Annotated in this window: 14 protein-coding genes, 1 CRISPR repeat array and 1 other annotated feature; of the genes, 12 read left to right on the forward strand and 2 right to left on the reverse strand. The window is 68.6% G+C overall.

Translation table 11 applies throughout. From position 1 onward, the window contains the following. Window positions 1-182 precede the first annotated feature (182 nt). From cas3 to cas2e, 8 genes are all read left to right on the forward strand, one after another. On the forward strand, window positions 183-3,050 hold the full coding sequence (gene cas3, locus MJ777_RS13175) for a CRISPR-associated helicase Cas3' (protein WP_239376420.1): 2,868 nt from the start codon (window positions 183-185) through the stop codon (window positions 3,048-3,050). Window positions 3,051-3,561: 511 nt separating this feature from the next. Continuing rightward, complete coding sequence (gene casA, locus MJ777_RS13180) at window positions 3,562-5,115, forward strand: type I-E CRISPR-associated protein Cse1/CasA (RefSeq protein WP_239376422.1); 1,554 nt, start codon at window positions 3,562-3,564, stop codon at window positions 5,113-5,115. Between the two features lie 21 nt (window positions 5,116-5,136). Next, the gene (casB, locus tag MJ777_RS13185) at window positions 5,137-5,982 is read left to right on the forward strand and encodes a type I-E CRISPR-associated protein Cse2/CasB (RefSeq protein ID WP_239376424.1); all 846 of its coding nucleotides are present in this window, start codon (window positions 5,137-5,139) and stop codon (window positions 5,980-5,982) included. Next, a complete protein-coding gene (cas7e, locus tag MJ777_RS13190) occupies window positions 5,979-7,118 on the forward strand; it encodes a type I-E CRISPR-associated protein Cas7/Cse4/CasC (RefSeq protein ID WP_239376426.1) in 1,140 nt (379 codons plus the stop codon). The genes casB and cas7e overlap by 4 nt, the downstream gene beginning before the upstream one ends. Beyond that, a complete protein-coding gene (gene cas5e, locus MJ777_RS13195; protein ID WP_239376427.1) occupies window positions 7,115-7,873 on the forward strand; it encodes a type I-E CRISPR-associated protein Cas5/CasD in 759 nt (252 codons plus the stop codon). Before cas7e ends, cas5e begins: the two co-directional genes overlap by 4 nt. After that, complete coding sequence (cas6e, locus tag MJ777_RS13200; protein ID WP_239376429.1) at window positions 7,870-8,514, forward strand: type I-E CRISPR-associated protein Cas6/Cse3/CasE; 645 nt, start codon at window positions 7,870-7,872, stop codon at window positions 8,512-8,514. Before cas5e ends, cas6e begins: the two co-directional genes overlap by 4 nt. After that, entirely contained in the window at window positions 8,511-9,584 is a 1,074-nt protein-coding gene (cas1e, locus tag MJ777_RS13205; protein ID WP_239376431.1) for a type I-E CRISPR-associated endonuclease Cas1e, read from the forward strand. The genes cas6e and cas1e overlap by 4 nt, the downstream gene beginning before the upstream one ends. Next, window positions 9,572-9,877: a type I-E CRISPR-associated endoribonuclease Cas2e gene (gene cas2e / locus MJ777_RS13210; RefSeq protein ID WP_239404719.1), complete on the forward strand. Its 306-nt coding sequence runs from the start codon at window positions 9,572-9,574 to the stop codon at window positions 9,875-9,877. Before cas1e ends, cas2e begins: the two co-directional genes overlap by 13 nt. A gap of 18 nt (window positions 9,878-9,895) precedes the next feature. Further along, window positions 9,896-14,072: direct repeats of the CRISPR family, unit length 29 nt; unit sequence GCCGTCCCCACGCCCGTGGGGGTGATCCG. 750 nt (window positions 14,073-14,822) lie between these two features. Here cas2e and MJ777_RS13215 read toward each other — a convergent pair. Further along, on the reverse strand, window positions 14,823-15,851 hold the full coding sequence (locus MJ777_RS13215; RefSeq protein ID WP_239376435.1) for a pentapeptide repeat-containing protein: 1,029 nt from the start codon (window positions 15,849-15,851) through the stop codon (window positions 14,823-14,825). A 282-nt stretch (window positions 15,852-16,133) separates the two neighbouring features. Here MJ777_RS13215 and MJ777_RS13220 point away from each other — a divergent pair, with 282 nt between their 5' ends. Both MJ777_RS13220 and MJ777_RS13225 read left to right on the forward strand, forming a co-directional pair. Continuing rightward, window positions 16,134-16,457, forward strand: coding sequence for a transposase (locus tag MJ777_RS13220; protein ID WP_239376437.1), 324 nt, complete (start codon window positions 16,134-16,136; stop codon window positions 16,455-16,457). Next, window positions 16,415-16,531, forward strand: a sequence feature (AL1L pseudoknot). It overlaps the preceding gene by 43 nt. Further along, window positions 16,514-16,756: an IS3 family transposase gene (locus MJ777_RS13225; protein WP_239376439.1), complete on the forward strand. Its 243-nt coding sequence runs from the start codon at window positions 16,514-16,516 to the stop codon at window positions 16,754-16,756. (Overlaps the previous feature by 18 nt.) 187 nt (window positions 16,757-16,943) lie before the next feature. Here MJ777_RS13225 and MJ777_RS13230 read toward each other — a convergent pair whose 3' ends face one another. Then, on the reverse strand, window positions 16,944-18,686 hold the full coding sequence (locus MJ777_RS13230; RefSeq protein ID WP_370652719.1) for an AAA family ATPase: 1,743 nt from the start codon (window positions 18,684-18,686) through the stop codon (window positions 16,944-16,946). Between the two features lie 868 nt (window positions 18,687-19,554). Here MJ777_RS13230 and MJ777_RS13235 point away from each other — a divergent pair. Then, a complete protein-coding gene (locus MJ777_RS13235; protein WP_239344824.1) occupies window positions 19,555-19,845 on the forward strand; it encodes a hypothetical protein in 291 nt (96 codons plus the stop codon). A gap of 418 nt (window positions 19,846-20,263) precedes the next feature. Next, a complete protein-coding gene (locus MJ777_RS13240; RefSeq protein WP_239344823.1) occupies window positions 20,264-23,026 on the forward strand; it encodes a serine/threonine-protein kinase in 2,763 nt (920 codons plus the stop codon). The last annotated feature ends 59 nt before the right edge of the window (window positions 23,027-23,085 follow it).

The raw sequence follows: 23,085 nt of genomic DNA on the forward strand, positions 1-23,085 counted from the left end.
GCGCGACACCGTCCAGGATTCCTCGTCTGAAGCTACCGCGCGTTTCTTTGCCGGTGTTCGTGACGCACTACAAGATCTAAAACTTAAAACAAGATCATCTCTGCAGGATGTTATCGGATCCCCGCCGGGTCGGCAACCACGGGGGTGCATGTCTGTAAGGGGCCGGCTACGGGTGTCGTGGCATGGTCTACCCTGTCGAGATCGGTTGGGGGGTCGATGTGGACGGTTCTGGGCGCGACGGCGTGCCGCTGGTGGATCTTCGGTTGTGGGGGAAAAGCAAGGGGCTACCGCGGCCGTACCCGCTGATCTGTCATCTGATCGATTCCGGTGCGGCCACCGAGGTGCTGTGGCGGGACGTGCTGCCGCGCTCGGCCAGGCAGGTGATAGCCGACGGGCTCGGCGTCTCCGACCCGGACGCGGGCCGCCTGCTCGCCTTCTGGACGGCGCTGCATGACATCGGGAAGGTCATACCGGGCTTCCAGATGCAGGCCCGCGAGGCGTTCGCGCGGCTGTCGGGTTACTCGACGGACGGCGCGCGTCGGGACTTCGGCCATGACGGGGCGACGCATCTGTTCCTGGGCCGCGTGCTCGGCGAACTGGGCTACTTTTCCGGCCTGACCGGGGGCGCGTCGGCAGCCCGGGTCGCGCAGATCCTGGGTGGCCACCATGGCTGTTTCTACAGGGTCGACTCCCGGGAGTTCGACAGCCGCCTGGAATTTCCGCAGCTCGGCGCCGGGGAATGGGAGATCCAGCGGCGGGCTGTGCTCGACGCGGTGACGGGGGTGTTTGCTCCGCCGCCGGCACCGAAAGCTGTGGGGATCGAATCGGCGGCGCTGATCTGCGGTCTGGTGATCCTGGCTGACTGGCTGGTCAGCCAGGAGGACTTCCTCTCGGAACGCCTGGATGATCTCCCGGCCGACGCGGACCTGCCGGCGTTGTGCGGCCACCGGACGCGTTCCGCGGAATACGCCGTTGAGCTGGTCGCAGACGCGGGCCTGGGACGATTGGCGTTGCAGGGCGGATCGTTCGCGCAGGAGTTCCCCGACTACCCGCCCAACGCGCTGCAGCGCTCGGTCGCCGAGGGCCTGCCGCCGTTGCTGTCCGGCCCGGGGCTGTTGCTGGTGATGGCGCCGATGGGGATGGGGAAGACCGAGACCGCCCTGCATGCGGCCCGGTTGATGGGGGACGCGGCCGGAACGGCGGGTCTGTTCATGACGTTGCCGACGATGGCGACATCGGACCAGATGTACCAGCGGATACGGGCCTACGTTCAACGCCGGGCCGAGCCCGATGTGGATGCTGCTGTCACGTTGCTCCATTCGATGGCCTGGTTGAACGCTGCCTACGCGTCCGAGCCCGGCGGGGGCGCGGTGGTCACCGGCGACGACGATCCGACCAGCACAGCGCGCACAGCCGCGACCGCCTGGCTGCGGGGACGTAAGCGCGGTCTGCTCGCTCCGCTGGCGGTCGGCACGGTCGACCAGGCGTTGCTGACGGTCCTGCCGGTGCGACACAACGTGCTGCGGATGCTGGGCCTGGCCGGGAAGGTCCTCATCGTCGACGAGATTCACGCCTACGACGCGTACATGCAGTATCTGCTGGCCCGTCTGTTGACCTGGCTCGGCGCGTTGAAGGTCCCGGTGGTGCTGCTGTCGGCGACGCTGCCGAGGCCGGTTGCCGAGCGGCTGCTGCGTGCCTATCTGTACGGGGCACGCGGCCGGCGACACCGCGCGCCGCTTGACGTCGCCTACCCCGGCTGGGTGTATGCAGACGCGACCAGCGCAACGGTGACGACACGCGTGTTCGACGTCCCGCCCCGCCCGCCACTCGGCCTCGACCTCGTCGACATCCCCGCCCGGGTGAAAGACTCCTCAACTGCAGAGAAGTTGCTGGTGGATGACGGTGTGGACCGGTCGGCGGCACTGCGCAGGCTGCTGGCACCGGTCTTCCGTGACGGCGGGTGCGTCATGGTCGTGTGCACCACCGTCGCCGAGGCGCAGGACACATTCACCGTCATCGCCGCATGGAAGGCGCAGGAGACTGCCGGTGCGCGAGGGGACGGGACAGATAATTCCGGGCCGGTACTGGAACTGCTGCATGCCCGGCTGCCTGCCCGCGAACGGGAGAAGCGGACGGCGCGGGTGACGGCGGCGTTCGGCCGCGAGGTTGAACCTCGGCCGCCGGCCGCGATTCTTGTTGCTACTCAGGTCGCCGAACAGTCCCTTGACCTCGACTTCGACCTGGTCATCAGTGACCTGGCTCCGGTCGCTCAACTGCTGCAGCGGGCCGGGCGCTGCCAGCGCCATCCGCAGGTGGACAAGGCTGGCCTGCGACCGAAGTGGGCCACCGACAATCCACGGCTGGCGGTGCTCCTTCCCCGCGGGGATGAAGGTGACCTGGTGTTCCCGGACCGGTGGACCGGCGTCTACGACCGGTCCCTGCTGCGGCGCACCAACGACGTCCTCGCGAAGAAGGCCGGCAGTGGAGTCGCGATTCCCGGAGATGTGCAGCCGATGGTTGAGGAGGTCTACGACGAGACGTTCCACGAGAACCTGGTCGAGGATGAGATCAACCGGCTCATGGAGGACGAGGCCCGAGCGGGGATCGCTGAGATGACCGCTGTCGAGGCGCCGTCGAGGCTTCGGGACCTCGAACCGTTGACCACGAAGGAGATCGACGAGGATCGGGTGTCCACCCGGCTCGGGGCCGATTCGGTGCGGGTCGTCTGCTGCTACGTCGATGTTGACGGCGTCCGCTGGTTCGACCCTGAGCGGACCAGGCGTCTTCCGGAGACCGGCGTCGGCCCGGACGGCCGGTTCACCCCCGCCCAGATCCGGGCCATTCTCGGTGAGAGCATCCCGATGCGTGACGGCGATTGGAGACGTCGCGACCGCGACGTGACCGCCCCGCCGCCAGCCTGGTCGGACAACGCCACGCTGCGGGAGCTGCTCCTGCTTCCCCACATCGTCGGCGCTGACGGCGTTGTCAGCCCCGTCGAGGTCGGCGGCCGTAGCTTCCGCCTCGACATCACCCTCGGCCTTCTCGGATGACCATCCTGGCCGTGGACGACTGGCAGAATCAGGACGTCCCCACGCCCGTGGGGGTGATCCATAGGTCACGGCGACCCGTAGGTCGGCACTACTTACTTCCCCACGCCCGTGGGGGTGAAGCAGGTTTGGGGTGGATGGTCCACCAGTGAAGTTCCGAACTAGGTAACGGCATCCCGTAGCTCTGCTTATGGGCAGTATGCATATATGGTGTGTCGGGATCGCCGGATGGAGCGGCAGCGGTACCCGACAGGATGGCGGTGGCAGTGAGAGCCTCTCTCCCTGAATTGATCTTGATTGTTGCTGCGTTGGCGATTATTGGTGCGATCATCGTCAGGCTGACCTCATAGCGCTACCGGTAGGTCATTGGTCAGACGCCTATGGGATTCCAGGGACGAGGCCGCGTTCTGTCGGCGGTGGGTGATTAGGTGTGCTCCGGTCCGGGATGGCGGGCCGACGGGATTCCGGCGACGCTGCCGGAAAGTTCGGGGGAATTGCTGGTGAGCAGACAATGGTGAGTCGTCAGGGCTTTGACCTGCGGGAACGGCCGTGGGTACCAGTTCCCGAAGGCTCACGGCGGACGCGGGTCGGGTTGCGGGAGCTTCTCGTCCGCGCTCACGAGCTGACGGACGTCGATGTGCCGCTGGCTCCGGCGGCAGCCGGGCTGTGGCGGTTCCTTTACCTCTTGGCCGCTCGGGTGACCGGGCTCGACGACGCCGAGCTCGAGGTTGCCGAGTTCGACAGGCGCCGAGGTGAGGTACTGGAGGAGGGTCGGTTCGACGGGGCGGAGGTGGACGCGTATTTCGAGCGGTACGCGGACCGGTTCGACCTGTTCGACGTGGCCCGGCCATGGTTGCAGGATCCGCGCTTGGTGGAGGAATGTCCGTCCACCTCAGGTATCAACAGGCTGATCGTCGGTCGTCCGGCAGGGAACAACCAGGTGTGGTTCGATCATCATACCGAGGTGGAGCCGGCCCCGGTTCCGGCGGCTGAGGCGGCGTGGCATCTGATCGCTGCTCTCTATTACGGCCCGTCGGGGCGGTGCACGACCCGGAAGATCGGCCCGCTGTCGGAAGGGAACACCACGGCCGGGCCGCTGCGGGGTGGGCTGTCGTGCCATCCGGTCGGGCGGACAGTGTTCGAGTCGCTGGTGGCCGGTATTCCGTTCCCGGACGCTGGCGATTCCTACCGCGATCGTGCGGTGGATCTGGCGCCGTGGGAGCTGCCCGAGCTGCCGGACCCCCGCCGTGGGCCGGTGCCGGTGAAAGGCATGGCGCGGGAGCTGGCCGGCCGCTTCCAGCATGCGGTGCTGCTGACGCCGGACAAGACGGGTGAGCACGTGGTCGACGCGACGCTCACCTGGGCGTGGCGAGAGAAAAGTCCGTCGGCGAAGGACCAGTACCTGATCTATCAGACGAGTAAGAAGGGTGATGTCTACCCACGGCCGGCGAGTGTCACCCGCGCGATGTGGCGGGATCTCGACGCGCTTCTCATGCACGACGTCGGTGAGGACAGCCGTTCCCGTCCGCTGGTGTTCGACGCCGTGAAGTACCTGCCGGCCGAGTTTGTCGAGCAACTACGGGTGCGGGTGTTCGGGTTTGACCAGGACGGGCAGACCCGCGACAAGCGGTTTTTCACGCGGATGACGCCGTCGGTGTTGCGGTGGCTGGAGGAGCGCGACCCGCAGTTCGTCCGGGGTATCAGTTCCACCCGGCAGGCGGCCGAGCGGGTCGGTAGTGCTCTGGTCTATGCGTTGCGGTGCGCGTGGGTACAGCAGGCTGACCCGGACGACGACGGTGTCCGCCAGCCGCGGCCCGACAAGGAGATCGGGCCGTGGGTCGCGGCGGCAGAAGGCCGGTACTGGCCGCAGGCGGAGCGGGTTTTCTGGAAGACGCTTGATGACGCAGCCCGGCAGACATCGCCAACCCGTTTCGACAGCGCGCCGGACGTATTCGCAAAAGTCGCTCGTGACGTCTACGACGACATCGCCGACCAGGTCGACTCCCAGGAGCACTGGCGGATGACCCGAGCGCTGGCCCGTAACCGTTACCGCGTCCGTGCGGTATAGCCGCCCCAGGAGAGATGCCGCATGACCATTGTCGAGACTTCCACCACCGGGGGCGAGCCTGCTTGGGCACCGGCCATGCGGTGGTATCCCCTGGCGACCCGCGAAAGGCTGGAAGCCCCGGCTCGGGCGCTGGTGACGGCGACGACCAGGGCGTTGCGGGTACCGGCAGATCGGTCCGCGTTGCGCCGGAGCCTGGGGAAGCCCCCGACGCACCCGATGGTGCAGCCCGCGCACAAGTTGGTCGCGCCGTACCTCCGCTTCCTGCCCGATACCGACGAGCGTGATATTGGCCCGATAGAAAAGATCGAAATCGACGCGGTTGAACGCGCCTTCTACGCGGTCGCGGCGCTCATCGCGGCCCAGCCTCGGACGGCCCGTGACGACCATCTGGCTGCGGCCGGGGCAGACAGCGACCACGAGAAGCACGAGAGCACCGCCGAGGCCGTGCTGGCATCGGTGGGTAAGCCGACCGCGGCACTGCCACCGGGTGGAGGCCAACCGGCTCCCGCGCCGTGGCGCAGCCTGGGTCGATGCCTGGCCGACGCCATCAACAAGATCCCGGTGCGGGATCGGGAAGACGTCTACCGGCGGATGGAAGCGCGGCTGCGGCTGGTATGCCGGCAGGACGTTGAGGGTGTGCATCGCCAGCTGCCCCGACTCATCCGCTACCTGCGGGCGGAGCAGGTCGACATCGACTGGACCCGCTTGATCGTCGATCTGGCCCGCTGGGGCGGCAACGCCGACACGATCGCGAAGGCGTGGCTGCAGCACTACTACCGGACGGTCCGTCTCCCGCGGGCCGGCGAGCTCGACACCGACAACACCGACATCGGTTCCACTGACGACGCCGAAAGCGAGACGCCATGACCGCCGCGAAGTTCCTCGACATCCATCTGTTGCAGACCATCCCGTATGCGAATCTGAACCGGGACGATCTCGGCGCGCCGAAGACCGTGGTCTATGGCGGCAAGACCCGTACCCGGGTGTCCAGTCAATCTTGGAAGCGCGCTATTCGACTTCAGGTGGAGACCGCTCTGGGTGATCCGGCGGTGCGGACCCGCCGGATCGTCACCGCGGTCGCCGAGCGGCTCGTTACCCAAGGCTGGCCGGCGGAGCTGGCCGGCTACGCGGGCAAGCAGGTGCTGATGTCCGCGGGCAAGAGCGGCATCAAGACCGAGAAGGACCGCGACAAGAACGACATCTCCTCGGTTCTGCTCTATCTGCCCGCCGGAGGGCTGGATGAGCTGGCCGAGATTGCCGCCGGTCACCGGGACAAGCTCCAGGCCGAGATGGGGAAGAAGACGCAGAAGCCGGTGCTGCCCGTCGACAAGGTCGCGGCGGTGCTGTCGAGCCGCAACGGCACGATCAATCTGTTCGGCCGGATGCTCGCCGAACTGCCCGGCGGGAAGGTGGACGGCGCGGTGCAGGTCGCGCACGCCTTCACCGTGCACTCCACTGATCCGGAGATCGATTTCTTCACCGCGGTTGACGACATCCCCTCGGCGGACGATCAGGGGAGCGGGCATATGAACGCCGGGGAGTTCTCCGCCGGGGTCTTCTACCGGTATGCCAGCCTCGACACGGCTGGGCTGGTCGACAATCTCGACGGGGATGTGGCCACGGCCTCCGAGCTGACGGCCCAGTTCCTGCGGGCGTTCCTGGCGGCGCTGCCGAGCGGGAAGCGGACGGCGACGGCACCGAATACCCTGCCCGAACTGGCATACGTCGCGGTCCGCTCCGACCGGCCGATCTCGCTGGCGGCGGCGTTCGAACGGCCGGTCCGGCCCGGGCTGGAAGGCGGCTGTGGTGAGCCCGCCCGCGACGCCCTCACCGACTATGCCGCTGGCCTGCACCAGGTCTGGGGCAGAGACGGGGTTCTGCTGGACGGCCACGCCTCGATCGACGGCAAGCCGCGGGATAAGGGGCTGGGCACCCAGTACGGCTCCTACCCGGAATTGCTCGCGGGCGCGGTGGCCGTCGCCTACCCGGGGGCAGCGGTATGAGTGGACTGGTCCTGCGGCTGGCCGGGCCGTTGCAGTCGTGGGGGGAGCACAGCGCGTTTGCAGACCGGGACACGGCGAACTTTCCCACCCGGTCCGGTCTGGTGGGGATGTTCGCCGCCGCGATGGGGCTGGCTCGTGGCGCATCGTTGGTCCGGTTCGCCGATCTGCGGCTGACCGTGCGGGTCGATGCCCCCGGCGTGCCGCTCACGGACTTCCAGACGGTTGGCGGAGGATTGCCGCCAGCACGCACTGTGCCGATCGCCGACGGTAAGCACCGGCCGGGCGACACCGGAACGTTGGTGATCCGCCGTCGCTATCTGTCCGACGCGGTGTTCACGGTGGCGGTCACCGGCCCCGATGAGCTCGTCGACCAGGTCGGGGAGAAGCTGCTGCATCCGCGGTGGCAGCCCTACCTGGGCCGCCGGTCCTGCCCGCCGGATCAGCCGTTCGTGTTGCGCCGCCGGACGGAGGAGCCCGAACGGGATCTGCGGGAGCGGGTGCCACTGCCCAGGCGGCCCCGGTTCATCCGCACCGAGGACGGGACGGTTGAGGTCGACCTGCTGACCGAGACCGCCCAGGACAACGCTGCGGTGACCGAACTCGCCGACGTTCCGGTGAGCTTCGCCTCCCTCGACCGGCGCTACGAGCGCCGCTCGGTGTACCGGCAGGTCGTCACCGTCAACGCCAGCTTGGTGCAGTCACCCGGCCGGAACTACCGCGAGGCGCTCTTCCGGTACATGCGGGGTGGCTCGTGAACGCCTGGCTGCTGCGCATCGTCCCGGACCTGCGGCGTGGCGACGTCCGCCGTGATCTCGCCGATGTCGTGCGTCTCCATCAACGGGTCATGTCGCTGGTTCCCGACGACCTCGGTCCCGACGCCCGGAACCTCGCCGGTGTCCTGTTCCGCGTTGAAGAGACGCCGACCGGTGCCCGGCTGCTCGTCCAGACCCGGCTGGAGCCGGTCACCGACCGGCTGCCCGCCGGCTACGGTACCTGTGAGGCCCGGAAACTCACCCCCTTGCTCAACGGCCTCCGTCCTGGGCTCGCCGTGCACTACCGGCTGACCGCGAACCCGGTGAAGCGCGGCGGCCGCAATGCTGGACCGAAAGAAGGAAAAATCATCCCGTTGCGGGGCACGGCGGCCGACGCGTGGTGGGCTACCCGGGCCAGCGGGTGCGGGCTGGCCCTGCGTACCCTCACCGCGATGCCGTTCGACGACGCCACCGGCCGACGCGGGTCCGGCGGCCAGGTGCGGCACGCCCTGACCCGCTACGACGGCATTGCGGTCGTCAGCGACCCCGACGCGGTGCGCCGCGTGGTGCTCGACGGCGTCGGCCGCGGCAAGTCCTACGGTGCCGGCCTGCTCAGTCTCGCCCCGATCGGGGCCGCCGGATGAGCAGAACCACCATGACCGCCAAGCAGAAACTCGGACGGCCCACGCTGGCGATGCTCCCTCGGATCGCCGATAGCCTGTCCTTCCTCTACGTGGAGTCGGTCCGCATCACCCAGGACGACACCGGCGTGCTGGCCTCGGTCGAATCCCCGCGGGGCACCGAGAAGGTGTACATCCCGACCGCAGCCCTGACCTGCGTACTCCTGGGACCCGGCACATCGATCACCCAGCCGGCGATGGCGACCTTCGCCCGGCATGGCACCAGCCTGGTCTGCGTCGGTGCCGGCGGTGTCCGCAGCTACGCCACCATCGCCCCGGCCACCTTGACGACCAACTGGCTGGAGAAACAGGCGAAGATCTGGGCCGATGACGAGCGACGGGTACAGGCCGCCATCCGGATGTACCGGCAGCGGTTCAACACCGACGTCCCCGACGGCACCACCCTCGCCCAGCTGCGCGGAATGGAAGGCCAGCGGGTCAAGGCCTACTACCGGCTGCTGGGCCAGAAACACCGCATCCCCCGCTTCCGACGGAACTACGATCCGGCGAGCTGGGACACCCAGGACCCGGTCAACCTCGCCCTCTCCGCGGCAAACGCCTGCCTGTACGGGGTGGTTCACGCCACCATCTGCGCCCTGGGCTGTTCGCCGGCACTCGGCTTCGTGCACAGCGGAACGCAGCTTGCGTTCGTCTACGACATCGCAGACCTGTACAAAGCGAAGATCACTATTCCGTTGGCGTTCGCGTTACACGCCTCAACCGATCCCGAACGGGCCGCCCGTGCCCGGCTCCGCGAGGAGTTTCGTCTCGTCAAGCTCCTACCCACCATCGTCGCCGACATCCAGAACCTCCTCGACCTTGACCTCGACGCCGACCTCGACGCCGACCTCGACACCGACGCCGAGGGCGCAGAGAGTGCCGACAGCGGTCTCGCCGTCGACATGGTCCACCTGTGGGACCCCGACATCGGCCAACTCCCCGCCGGCGTCAACTACAGCGCCGCGGACACCGGCGATCTCACCGACCCTGACGACGACATCCTCACCAACCTGGGCGGCCCATGGCCTCAATGATCGTGATTTCGACGACAGCTGTGCCCGACCACGTCCGCGGAGCCCTGAGTCGATGGCTCGTCGAACCCACTGCCGGGCTGTACGTCGGCACTGTCTCCGCACGGGTCCGTGATGAACTGTGGGCCGCTGTCGCCGCCAGCGTCGCTGACGGAACCGCCGTCTGCATCCACACCGCCGAAACCGAACAGGGATTCAATATCAGAACCGCCGGTGAGCGTCGGCGCCACGTACTTGACTTCGACGGTCTCCAACTCATCGGACTCCAACCACAACAGACGCCGGAAGCGTTGTAAAACCCCAGGTCAGCAAGTGCCGTCCCCACGCCCGTGGGGGTGATCCGTTCAGCGACACATCAACGAGAGGACCGTCGCCGCCGTCCCCACGCCCGTGGGGGTGATCCCGCCAGGCGCTGCTCATCGGCCATCAGGTTGTCGCCGTCCCCACGCCCGTGGGGGTGATCCGCCAGGAGGGCACGCTCATCGGCGCGGGCACCGGCCGTCCCCACGCCCGTGGGGGTGATCCGTGAAACGCCTTACCGGTGGTGACCTGCTCAGCGCCGTCCCCACGCCCGTGGGGGTGATCCGTCGATGTCGACGATGATCTTGAACGGGGCGTAGCCGTCCCCACGCCCGTGGGGGTGATCCGCACGGAGCCGTGCTGATCTTCGACGAGGTGATGCCGTCCCCACGCCCGTGGGGGTGATCCGGCCCGCCCGCTGCCGACGTGCGACACCTGCGGGCCGTCCCCACGCCCGTGGGGGTGATCCGGTGGCGCTGTCCGCCTGATGGCGTTTGCTCGTGCCGTCCCCACGCCCGTGGGGGTGATCCCCAGCAATGGGCTACACCGTGCATGATGCTGCCGCCGTCCCCACGCCCGTGGGGGTGATCCGTCCGGGAGGGCGGCCCGAGCTTCTGGCGCCGCGCCGTCCCCACGCCCGTGGGGGTGATCCGGCGCGCGGGCGCGCGCACGCGAGGCTCATCGTGCCGTCCCCACGCCCGTGGGGGTGATCCGGAATGCCATGACCACGACCGCAGCCAGCGCGGGCCGTCCCCACGCCCGTGGGGGTGATCCGCGGTGCTTCCAGGGCTCGCCGATGCCCTCGCTGCCGTCCCCACGCCCGTGGGGGTGATCCGACGGAGGTGCCGTTCTAATGGGTACGGCCACAGCCGTCCCCACGCCCGTGGGGGTGATCCGCCGCCGAACGCGAGGATGGTGGCGCCGACCTGGCCGTCCCCACGCCCGTGGGGGTGATCCACGTAGATGACGTCGCCCTCGGCGAGCGCGGGAGCCGTCCCCACGCCCGTGGGGGTGATCCGCGACCCGGGCGGTCGTCAGGCAGTCCCCAGCCGCCGTCCCCACGCCCGTGGGGGTGATCCGCTCAGCGCCACCACCGCCGACTTCGTGGCCTCGCCGTCCCCACGCCCGTGGGGGTGATCCGCTCACCGACGCCGGTGGGGATCTCGTCCTGGAGCCGTCCCCACGCCCGTGGGGGTGATCCGGGGGTCATCTAGATGGCAGGGTCCACGCAGAAGCCGTCCCCACGCCCGTGGGGGTGATCCGCTGGCGAGACGCACTGAGGCTGATCCGACCATGCCGTCCCCACGCCCGTGGGGGTGATCCGGTGCTTGTCGCCGTCCAGGTCAAAGGCACCCGGCCGTCCCCACGCCCGTGGGGGTGATCCGTCTTTGATCGTGCCAGCGACAGATTCGGCGACGCCGTCCCCACGCCCGTGGGGGTGATCCGGCAGCGGCGAACCACCGCCCGCCGCTGCTGGAGCCGTCCCCACGCCCGTGGGGGTGATCCGGTTGGGGTCCATCAGGCATCGACGCGCATGCAGCCGTCCCCACGCCCGTGGGGGTGATCCGGCGGTGTCGTCGATCTTCAGTTCGCTCGGGTGGCCGTCCCCACGCCCGTGGGGGTGATCCGGTTCTCCCCGTGATCTCGGAGTTCGCGGGGTGGCCGTCCCCACGCCCGTGGGGGTGATCCGTGCCGGTTAAAACACGCTGCTTGTTCCGAGCAGCCGTCCCCACGCCCGTGGGGGTGATCCGGATCGACAGCGGTGAGGCCACGGCCTTCACCGGCCGTCCCCACGCCCGTGGGGGTGATCCGTCCAACGGCACCGCATCCGGCGCCGCGGCGAAGCCGTCCCCACGCCCGTGGGGGTGATCCGTGAACTGACGGTCGGCGCGGAGGATTTGGCATGCCGTCCCCACGCCCGTGGGGGTGATCCGCGCGTGACACGTGTCGTCCGCTCGACGAACGAGCCGTCCCCACGCCCGTGGGGGTGATCCGCTTTCGAGACCCGCGTACGCGCCGATCTGGACGCCGTCCCCACGCCCGTGGGGGTGATCCGACTACTATCCGGACAGGATCGTCGATGGGGAGGCCGTCCCCACGCCCGTGGGGGTGATCCGTCCTACACGGCGGTGACGTGGGTCTACGCCGCGCCGTCCCCACGCCCGTGGGGGTGATCCGAACCGTGGGATCGCGAGACGGTACGAACATGCGGCCGTCCCCACGCCCGTGGGGGTGATCCGCCTCCCAGCGGGCGGCATCATGCACGGTATAGGCCGTCCCCACGCCCGTGGGGGTGATCCGCGTATCGCCGTGGAACATTCGCGATTTGAAATGCCGTCCCCACGCCCGTGGGGGTGATCCGTTCCTGCCGCTGCTCGCCGACTTGGCCGCATGGCCGTCCCCACGCCCGTGGGGGTGATCCGGCGAGCGTGCCGTTCACGCCGCCGGCGTCCACGCCGTCCCCACGCCCGTGGGGGTGATCCGGTCAAGAAGAAGTGACGGCGGACCCGACGGACGCCGTCCCCACGCCCGTGGGGGTGATCCGCCCCGCACCGGGGCAGGTGCGGGGCTTACTCGGCCGTCCCCACGCCCGTGGGGGTGATCCGTCGCACGCCTGGCGGGCGCTGATCCGGGTCGTGCCGTCCCCACGCCCGTGGGGGTGATCCGGACCGCAACGCCTAACCCACGCCACGCCCGCCGCCGTCCCCACGCCCGTGGGGGTGATCCTGTTCCTGGCACCGGTCTGGCTGTGGCTGGTGGCCGTCCCCACGCCCGTGGGGGTGATCCGGCCGGCGACGACGTCGCTGGATGGGATGTGGTGCCGTCCCCACGCCCGTGGGGGTGATCCATGCCCGAGCTCGCGCGCCCCGCGGCGCGCCCCGCCGTCCCCACGCCCGTGGGGGTGATCCGTTCGAGGGGGCGTACCACGGCTCACATGACGGGCCGTCCCCACGCCCGTGGGGGTGATCCGTTCGTCACCGGACCCTATGTGAACTGGGACGGGCCGTCCCCACGCCCGTGGGGGTGATCCGGGCCGGGATATCAAGCCCGGTGATCGAGTTGCGCCGTCCCCACGCCCGTGGGGGTGATCCGCTGCCGCCGCCGCGCGACGCGCACCTGGCCAAGCCGTCCCCACGCCCGTGGGGGTGATCCGCACGATCCAACTGCTGCGCACGCCGGTGCTGTGCCGTCCCCACGCCCGTGGGGGTGATCCGTGGATGCCCTTGACCACGGAGTTTGCCCGCGCGCCGTCCCCACGCCCGTGGGGGTGATCCATCCACCTGGCATCCGACCAACCCCCGAAGGACGCCGTCCCCACGCCCGTGGGGGTGATCCGGTTGACCGAGACAAGCTCGGTGACCGCCGGAGGCCGTCCCCACGCCCGTGGGGGTGATCCGGCCGGCTGCCGCAACGCCGACGAGTTCAACCGGCCGTCCCCACGCCCGTGGGGGTGATCCGGACACCACCGATGTCGTGGTGCCCTCTACGTAGCCGTCCCCACGCCCGTGGGGGTGATCCGTTCATCGTGCGGGTGCCTATCGAGGCGGTAGCGCCGTCCCCACGCTCGTGGGGGTGATCCGCGGCGACGACACGACCACTGCACGGGACCGTGGCCGTCCCCACGCCCGTGGGGGTGATCCGTTTGGGGTTTGGGTTTCTGCGCGCTCGATGGCGCCGTCCCCACGCCCGTGGGGGTGATCCGCGGGCACCCGGTCGGGCTTCCCATTCGCCGTGGCCGTCCCCACGCCCGTGGGGGTGATCCGCGTTGCCATGTCACCCTCGCCGTCGTAGTCAAGCCGTCCCCACGCCCGTGGGGGTGATCCGGAGGAGACATGAGCAGTGACCCGTATGGCCATGCCGTCCCCACGCCCGTGGGGGTGATCCGCCGACGCGGAGCTTGCGCTGCAGCATGCTGGTGCCGTCCCCACGCCCGTGGGGGTGATCCGGTGATAGGCGGTGACCGGCGTGCAGCCGAACGGCCGTCCCCACGCCCGTGGGGGTGATCCGGCGGCGATCGCGGTGGTCATTGGCGACCAGACGCCGTCCCCACGCCCGTGGGGGTGATCCGCGAGCGGCTATGGGCGGGAGCCCGCTCCCGGAGCCGTCCCCACGCCCGTGGGGGTGATCCGTGCGAGGGAGTGGGATCTCACCCGGCGCTTCTGCCGTCCCCACGCCCGTGGGGGTGATCCGGCGGCGGACAGCAGTTCGGAACAGGAGGCTATCACTCGCTGACCGTGAATTTACGCGGTCCGGTGACCGCGGATGCGGTCGAGCGCGTCGAGGGCAGTCTCATCAGCGGTGGGCAGCGTGTGCAGGTAGCGCTGCGTGCAATATCAGTCCGAAAGTGTGGCGTGTCAGGGTGTGGAGCAGCGACCACACCGTAACCATCCAGCCTGCCCGACACGGGCCCTGTCCGGCGAGCAGACACGCGGGTCACCGCTCGAACCGGGGTTCTGGAGCCCCACAAGACCCCGAGGCCATCGGCACCAACCTCACACAGCGCCGACTACACACAGCCCCCACCCACCCCCCTCCTCCTGCGGTGCTGCATACCTCCGTACCCCCTCCCTTCTGTGGTGCTGTAGCTATGAAAACCCCCTCTCCTTTGTGGTACCGGTAGGTAGTCTCGGCCCTGTGCGAGATGACGAACTGCGCCGCATCCTCGCCACCAAATCCGTCCTCGGCCTCGACCATCCAGGCAAGGCCGTTCCCGCGCCCATGGTCGCCAGCCTCCTCGGCTGAGGCCTCCCGCACGCGCTTCTTCGGCACCCTCGACGAGTTGGTGGCCACCACACGACTTGGACCGTCCCGGCCGGCAGCAGGCACCCGCGGCTGCCTGCGGGCCGGGTAGCGCGCCTGCCGGGATCAAGAGCTCGACGGCACGCGGTGGCGGACGGGACGTCGGCCCGCGACGCGTCCTGAGGCCGTGTCACCGACGTGTCACGCCGGCTGCCGGTCTTCCGGACCCCAGGACGCCGGCCGGAGCAATCCCGCCGGCAGCCGGGTCCGCTCGTCGCCCAGGGCTGCATTGACCTGGCTTTGGGTCAGGCCCTGGGCGCCGGTGAGGGTGGCTCCAGCGAGCTCGACGCGGGTGAGGTCCGCTCGGCCTAACTGCGCGCCGGTGAGGTCTGCCCCGTTCAGTCGGGCGCCGGTGAGCCGCGCCCCGAAGAGCAGGGCGCGGGTGAGGATCGCATCGGCGAGCAGCGCGCCGGCCAGGTTCGCGTCAATCAAGATCGTATCCGTGAGGTTCGCCCGGCGAAGGTCGGCGCCGGCCAGGTTCGCGTCGTCCAGCTGGGTGCCGCTGAGATCTGCCCCGGCCAGCCGGGCGCGGTTCAGGTCGGCCTCAGTGAGGACGAGATGGGTGAGCCTGACCGGTTCGGCAAGCCCGGCGAGACGGGCGAGGGCGGCACCGGTGAGGTCGGCTGGGCGCGCGAGGCGGGCCAGGATCTGAACGGCGGCGCGAACGTCAGCGGTCGGTGGCACAGCTGGGCCGTCAGGCGCGGCCAGCGTCGGCGGGGCCTGGGCCGCGGCAGGTACCGCGGTGCGGGTGGCCGCCGCTCCCGTGCCCCTGTCTGCGCCGGCGGTGCGGACGAAGGCGGAGAGAACCTCGACGACGGCACGTTGGTCGGCGGGGCTGTCATGGACGATGCGTTCGAGCGCGTAGATGCCGCCGAGACGGATCGTCACATTGCCCGAACCGAGTTGTTCGATCGCGTTCGTATACAGCTCACGGACGTGGGTGTTCTCGTTCGCCCGGCGGATCTCCGCGTTCGCCTGGCGGGTCTCGTCCAGCGCCACCAGCCCGCCGGTGACGGCGACCAGGGCAGCGGCGACCGTCAGCAGCCCACTCTGCAAGACCGCCCGTGCGTCGGTGTCGCCCGCGTCCGGGTACATCCGAGCCGGCAGGTGCCAGATCCCCACCACCGCCAGCACCGCACCGGCCGCGGCGGTGGTGGCGACCACCCACATCCATCGTCGACCATCTCGTCGACCCGCGCTCCCGGCTTCAGACACGGCCAAGGCCCCCCGTTCCCTCGATACGACGGTTAGGGCGTGTCTGATGGATCTTCGATCGTTTCGCCCCCCACCCGAACGCTTCGCGTTCGTGCGAGACCCTGCTCTCGATGCCCAGAAAGCATCCTGCCACGTTGTCGTCTGCCCGGATAGTTGTGTTCTATCCGAGCAGACGGAGCCGGGGTACTGAACCACCCCGGGTTCGGTGGAGACTCTGCCCCTTGAGGGGATAGAGCCGTGCCCGCTCCCAGGAAGTACCCCGACGAACTCCGTGAACGTTCGGTCCGCCTCGTGCTGCAGATCCGTCGCGAACAGCCCGCAGAAGCGCATCGTTCGATCTCGACGGTCGCGAAACGGCTCGACATCCATCCGGCGACGCTCCGGCTCTGGGTGAACCAGGCCGAGGTCGACCAGGGCGTGCACCCAGGCACCACCAGTTCGGATGCCGCACGTATCGCCGAATTGGAACGGGAGAACCGTGAGCTACGACGTGCCAACGAAATTTTGAAAGTGGCCTCGGCTTTCTTCGCGCGGGAGCTCGACCCGCGACTCCCACGGTAGTCGCTTTCATCGACGAACACAAAGAAGACCTCGGCGGGGTCGAGCCGATCTGCGACGTGTTACAGGTCGCCCCGTCAATCTGCTATGCCGCGAAAAACAGGCCGCCGTCGGCCCGTGCGCAACGCGACGCCGAACTCCTCGTGGAAATCAGACGCGTGTGGAAGGAGAACTACGAGGTGTACGGGGCACGGAAGGTGTGGCGTCAGCTCAACCGGGAAGGGATCACGGTGGCGCGCTGCACGGTCGAGCGGCTGATGCGCGACGCGAGGCTGGTCGGCGCGCTGCGCGGCGGCGGCTGATCGGCGCCGGCATGGTCACCGTCACTGTGGCGGCTGATGTGGCGGGTGCCGTCCCAGACGCGTCGGCCCCGGCACAGTCCGGGCAGGGCGGGCCGCAGCCGGCCGGCGCCCTTCACCAGACGTGACAGCGGTCTCGTCGCGCCCCCGCCCGCCTCCGCGCCGTTGCTGTCACGACCGGATACGCACCCTATGCGCGCAGGAGGGTCAGAGCACGGCCGGCGGGGCTGGTCGTGCGGGTGATGGTGGTGCGTTCGGCGATGTCGGCGGCGGCCGGGCGCTGGTCGAAGATGACCAGGACGCCGGTGCCTAGAGCGAGGCGGTCGAGGTAGCGGTCGAGCTGGGTCAGGCCGGCGCGCAGGGGGTCGGGGCGGCCGGCGCGCCAGACCTTCAGCTCGAGGGCCTCCCGCTGGAGGCGACGGATGCCGTCGTCGCCGGTGTGGGGCCAGCGGACGAGGAGGTCGACGCGGCCGGTACCGACGCCGTATTCACGGTCCACGTATCCGCCGCCGTTGACGACCCGTTGGAGGAATCCCATGAGGATCAGCTGCGGTGCGGCCTCCCCGTAGGAGCCGCCGGAGACGAGGAACTCGCCATGCTCGATCCAGAATTCGGTGAACTCGACGAGCATGCGATCCAGGTCGAAGGTGCCGTCAGACCGGATAAAGGACCGCGGGTCGGCGGTGACGCTTTCCTGGACGCTGCTGGACAGTACACGGACGACGACTTCCCGGTAGATCGGGTTGGCGATCCGGACCGGCGGGGTGGGGGCGATCAGACCCAGGTCGCGCAGGTAGGTGAGGTCGTCGTCGTAGGGCTCGATCGTCAGGACGTCGCCGGTGAGTACCGGTCCGAGGATCTTCTGGACCCTGGGTTCGGCGAGCCTGGCGGCGAGGGAGCCCAGATGGGTGGCCCGCACCATGATCAGCCGTTCCTTCGCCAGTTCGACATGCTCGGCGGTGATCGGCTCGGGCACCGGAACCGCGATCTTCTCGACAATCTCCCGAGCCAGGGCGTTGACCAGCCACGGCTGGCCCGCGGTCAGGGTGATTGCCCGCTGGACGGCGTCCGGCGTGAACGTCTGCCCGGTGTTGGCCGCATGCTGGCCGTACAGGGCACGCACCTCGTCGGGCGTGAGGTCACCCAGCCGCAGTGACTCCACCTTGATATTGAATGGACTTAGAGCGCACGGCAATAGGGGACCGCGGCGTCGCGGGGCTGGGGCACGCACCTCGCCGCGTTGTCGTCGGTCGCCACCCAACACCAGGGTGACTCCCTCCGCCGCCTTGCGATGCACGCACCCCAGCCCCGCTCCTTGATCCACGCCCCTATTGCCGGGCGCTCTTAACGTTCCCAGCCGCGACGGATCGCTCCCCGCGGCGACCTGATAGTCACGAACGTCGCGCAGGCCGCACAGGGCGACCGAAGCCGGGAAATCGTGCGGCCGGCGTCGATAGCCGTCACGAAGCTGGCTGAGCACGCTGACCAGCGTCTGCCCCCGCAACGCGTCGATCTCGTCGATGAACAGCGCCAGAGGCCGAGGACAGCCCTGCGCCCACGCCCGCAGCCCGGCCGCGAGCAGCGTTCCGTCCGACACCACCGGCCAGGCGGGCGGCCAGAGATCGGCGGGCAGCGTGTCGTCGGCGGCAGACCGGATCTGGTCGAGGATCGCGCGGCTCGCCGCACCGATGTCGTCGCCCCACGCCCGCCCGGTCTCGCAGGACACCAGGAGCGCCGCGTACCGGCCGGCCGCCGTCAGCTCGTCGGCAAGTGCCTGCAACGTGGTCGTCTTCCCCGTCTGCCGGGGCGCGTGGACGACAAAGTAGCCGTCCTGATCGATCAGCGTGGGAGCGTCCGGCAGCCGCGACACCGCTGGGATCATGTAATCGATCCCCGGCCTGCACGGGCCGGCGGTGTTGAACCGTCGGCCCATCGGTGCTCACGCTCCTCGTCCAGCCAGATTGGCTATGGTCCGCTCGCAACCCTACGGCAAACATCATCGTCGGATGTCCCACCCCGCCGCGGCTCCTGCCTGACGGGATTGGTCCGCGGCCCTGGCCGTTCCTGGTGTCCAGGGGGCACTTTCTGGCAAAGTTCAGCACGATCACGATCGGTCCACGATCGCGATCGGTCACCGTGGGTGCGGATTATCGATGCGAGCCCGTCATCATGACCGAAAATGGCGTCGGTCAGAGCATCGAAGCCCCATGTGCGGAAGACAGGTGAAACGGGATGCCATGCGCGCAGATGCGATCCGCAGCACCCGTTCTCATTGCCGCTACGAGGGATTGAAACCGATAAAATCGGCAGCCGCACGCTCCTCGGCATGAAGGTCCCCATCTTGAGCAGTCCATTCTGACCGCTCCAAGCATTGATCGTTTTTCCGCGATTTGTCCGCGGATGCGGACGCGGACGCCCAAGGCGATATCCCGTGACAGGAGACGGCACGAAAATCATCCTGCTGACCAGTATCTTAGAGTGATCTTTAGATCAGCTGAACTATCAAAATCAGATGCCTACGTCCCCCCCCGGCAAGGAAGAGGCTGGTGGTTCAAGCTCATCCAGGTCCACCCTGTTGTGCAGGATTTCCCCCGCGTTCCCATCGTTGATCAGCGGCGATGCGGTCATCCTCGTGCCCCTCGTGCCCCTTGTGCTGGTCAGCTGGTCGGACCGTCCGATGGACAGCCGTCCTGGAGGCAGGCGGCCTGATCCGTGCGCAGCGCGTCCGCGCGGCGGGTGCTTGCCCACGAGTGGTCCGATCATGGTCTCTGACGGGCACAGGCGGGCTATCGTCAGCGTTCGTGGCCGAGCTGCCGATGTTCGTGGGGTCGTCCGACATCGCCGCTGCTCTCGGGGTGACCCGGCAGGCTGTCGACCACCGGTTGCGGACCGACCCTCGCGCGCCCGTTCCAGTGGCGGTGGTCAACCGCACGGCGACCTGGGGCGGGACGAGGGTCTGGCGACGGACCGAGATCGACCGCTGGCTCGGTGGTCTTGCGCCCGATCGATGGATCGCGAACCCCGGAGCGACTCGACGCGCCACTGACAACGGTGGCGTCGCGTACAGGCGTGACGGCGGCGCTGAACGCTGAACACTGATGGCAAGCGTGGCTACTGAATGTGGTTGGTGGGCGTGGCCGATGGCCAGCGCCATCCATGCGTGGGCACCGTGGTCAGGAACCGTTTCCCGGCCGGCAAGGCTCCCAACCGGTGGCCGGTAGTGGCTGTCGCGCTAGGGTCATGTAACGATGCTGTACCGGATGCCACGTAGAGGCTCCGGCAATAGGGCGTTCGATCAGGGAGCGGCGTCCGGGTGGATGGATCGCGAGGCGGCGGAGGGAGGCGCCCTGGGCTGGGCGTTGACCGACGACAACGACGCGAGGCGCTGCCTGGGCGGCGCGAGCCGGACAGGCCTATTGCCGGAGTCTCCAAGCTGACGGATCGTGTCGGGGGGATGGGTGGGTTCGCGACAATGAATCACGGATTCCGACGCGTGGCAGTCCTCTCATCATGATTGTCGACAAGGCTCAGGTAGCCGATGCGCTCCCCGGCTACGACCTCGGCGCCACGCTTGGCGCGGGCGGCTCCGGGCTGGTGCTGGCCGGCCGGCACCGCGGGTTGAACCGCCCCGTGGCCATTAAGGTCCTTGATGCGGCCCGTGACCGAGCAACGGCAGATTTTGCCGCTGAGGCACAGCTGCTCGCCGCGATGAACCATCCTCATGTCGTTCAGGTCTACGACTATGTCGAAACCGACGATCTCCATCTGATCGTCATGGAGCTGCTGGCCGGCGGGACGCTGACCCACCGCCAGACAGCGGACATGTCACCGCAGGACGCCTGCGCGGTGGGCCTGGCGGTGGCCGCGGCACTGGCTTACGCCCACAGCCAGAAAGTACTGCACCGTGACATCAAGCCGGACAACATATTGTTCGACGTCACCGGCCTGCTGAAGGTCACTGATTTCGGGATCGCGAAAATCGTGGACGGGTCAGGGGCCACTGCCAGCAGAGTTGTGGGGACCGCGGCCTATATGGCTCCCGAACAGATCACGGGCGGCCGGTTGACCCCGGCCACCGACCTGTACGCCCTCGGGATCGTGCTCTACCAGTTGTTCGCCGGTGCGCCGCCGTTCGACCGGAAACTGCCATTACATGTGCTGGCGCAGCGCCACCTCGACACCGTCCCGCCGCCGCCGGCCGGGGTGCCCGCACCGCTGGCGGACGTCGTCATGCGGATGCTGGCCAAAAACCCGGCGGAACGCCAGCCGTCCGCGCATGCCTTCGCCCTTGACCTTGCCCGTGCCGCGGCCGAGGCCTACGGCCCGAGGTGGACCACCCGCTCCGGTATCGCGCTCCGGCTTGACGACGACATCCGCGCAGCCGCGGACCAGCCATCGCTGGCCACTCAGATGTCACTCCCGCCGACCGTGCCCCCATCGGGTAACTCCTTGCCCCCAGGAGCGCCCCCGTCCGGTGGGTCCTCACCCCCGGAGCCGCCCCGCTGGAAATCGTGGGCGAGGCGGCGGGTGCTCGGCCCGCTCGCGCTCATCCTCACGGCCGCGCTGGTCGGTGTAACGATCGCTCAGGTAAACGGGGACAGCACCCCGGCTGACTGCCGGTCGCGGGCGGATGGCTCGGCCTCGCTGTCCTGGGTCGGCGGCCAGTGCGTCGGCTACAGTGACGGCGGTTACACGTTCACCAGCGGCGGTACGTCGCCGCATGCCGTTGAACTGCGCAGCGTGCAAGAAAAGATCTACGAGCAGAACCGGTGCGCGAAGATCCTTCACGACCGTACGGCCGCGGAGCTCGGGTACCGGCTCGTGACGTTGGTCTACTTCGCCGGTCTCACCGGGGAGACCGATGGTTCCTGGACAGCCGCGCAGGTCGCGGAACTTGAGGGGCTGCTGACCTGGCAGCGGGCGCTGAACCAGGTGAAAGGCTCCCCCGGCGGCTGTGCGAGCACGTCGGAGAACCCGGCAAGAGTGGCACTGCGTGTCGTCATCGCCAACGGCGGCAACGGCATGACATACGCCGACGAGGTGGCAAATGATCACCTTCTGTCGCTGGCCTCCCGTCCCGAGGAGAACCTGCTCGGCGTCATCGGCATGGACCGCAGCAATCCGGAGACTGGCCGGGCCATCACCACCCTCGGAGGAGTCGGCGTGCCCGTGGTCGCCACCACCCTGTCCGGGGATGGCATGCCGAGCTTCTCACCACTGTCGTACTTCCAGATGGTGCCGTCCAACCGGCGGCAGGCTCTGCTGGCCACCAGCTACGCGCGGAAGAACGCGAAGAAGCGGATCAGCGTGTACTACCCGGAGGGGTCCGACGACCCAACCGGCCAGGGGCTGCCGCCGGCGGACGACTATTACCTGTCCAGCCTGGTGGCCGACATCCAGGATGAAGTCCGCAGGGCGGCCCAGGCGGATCCCGCCACCGGATTCGCCTACGACGCACATGGCTGGGCGCCGGGCGGGAACACGGCCGACTGGTTCCGGGCGCAGTGCGCGACGCAGCATCCCAATGATGATCTGATTTTCTACGCCGGCCGCTATGACGACTTTCCCGCGTTCGTGGACAATATGCTGCCCTGCCTGGGCCCAGGCCAGTTGGTTCTCGGCGATGATTCGGTGTCGCGCTATGTGGTCCAGGCCGCGGGTTATTCCAGTACGGCTGTGTTCCGGTTCGTCTCCAAAGGCGCGTCCGTGCTGCTCGCCGGCAAGGCCTGTTTCCAGGGGCAGATTCCCGCCAGCGCCGGAGCGTTCGTGAGCCCGTCTCTGCGGGATTTTTGCACCAGACTCGACGACATGTACAAGGCGACCGGGATGCCGGTTCCCGAGACATTGTGGCCGGATGAACGGATCGGTCTCGCCTATGATGCGGCGAAACTGTTCGTTGACATCGTCAAGAAGCGGCGCGACGCCACCATGAAGGACATCGGGGGGCTGCTGAGAGGGCCTTTCCCTGGGGACGAGAAGTGCGCCGACACAGCCAGCTCGACGGCCACCGCGTGGCCGGGGGCGACCGGCTGCGTCGATTTCGGCACATCCCAGGTAGCGGAGTCCAAACGGCTGGCGGTTATTCGGATCAAGCTCGATGAGAAGGACCTGCCGGCGTCTCCAGACCCGAAGAGCGCATCCAAACAGGATGTGGAGGCCGTTGACGGATATCCGTGCAAGTACGTCATCAGCGGCCAGCAGCCGAGCACGACCGACTGTCTCGGTAATCCACTTCCGCCGCTACTTCCATCGCGTATCGTAGCGTTACATTAACGGCGCGTTAGTGGCCGGCGGGTACGTTGTGCTGGGTGTTGCCGCGAGCCGGACAGTCC

This window comes from Protofrankia sp. Cj5, assembly GCF_917627405.1.
GTDB lineage: Bacteria > Actinomycetota > Actinomycetes > Frankiales > Frankiaceae > Protofrankia.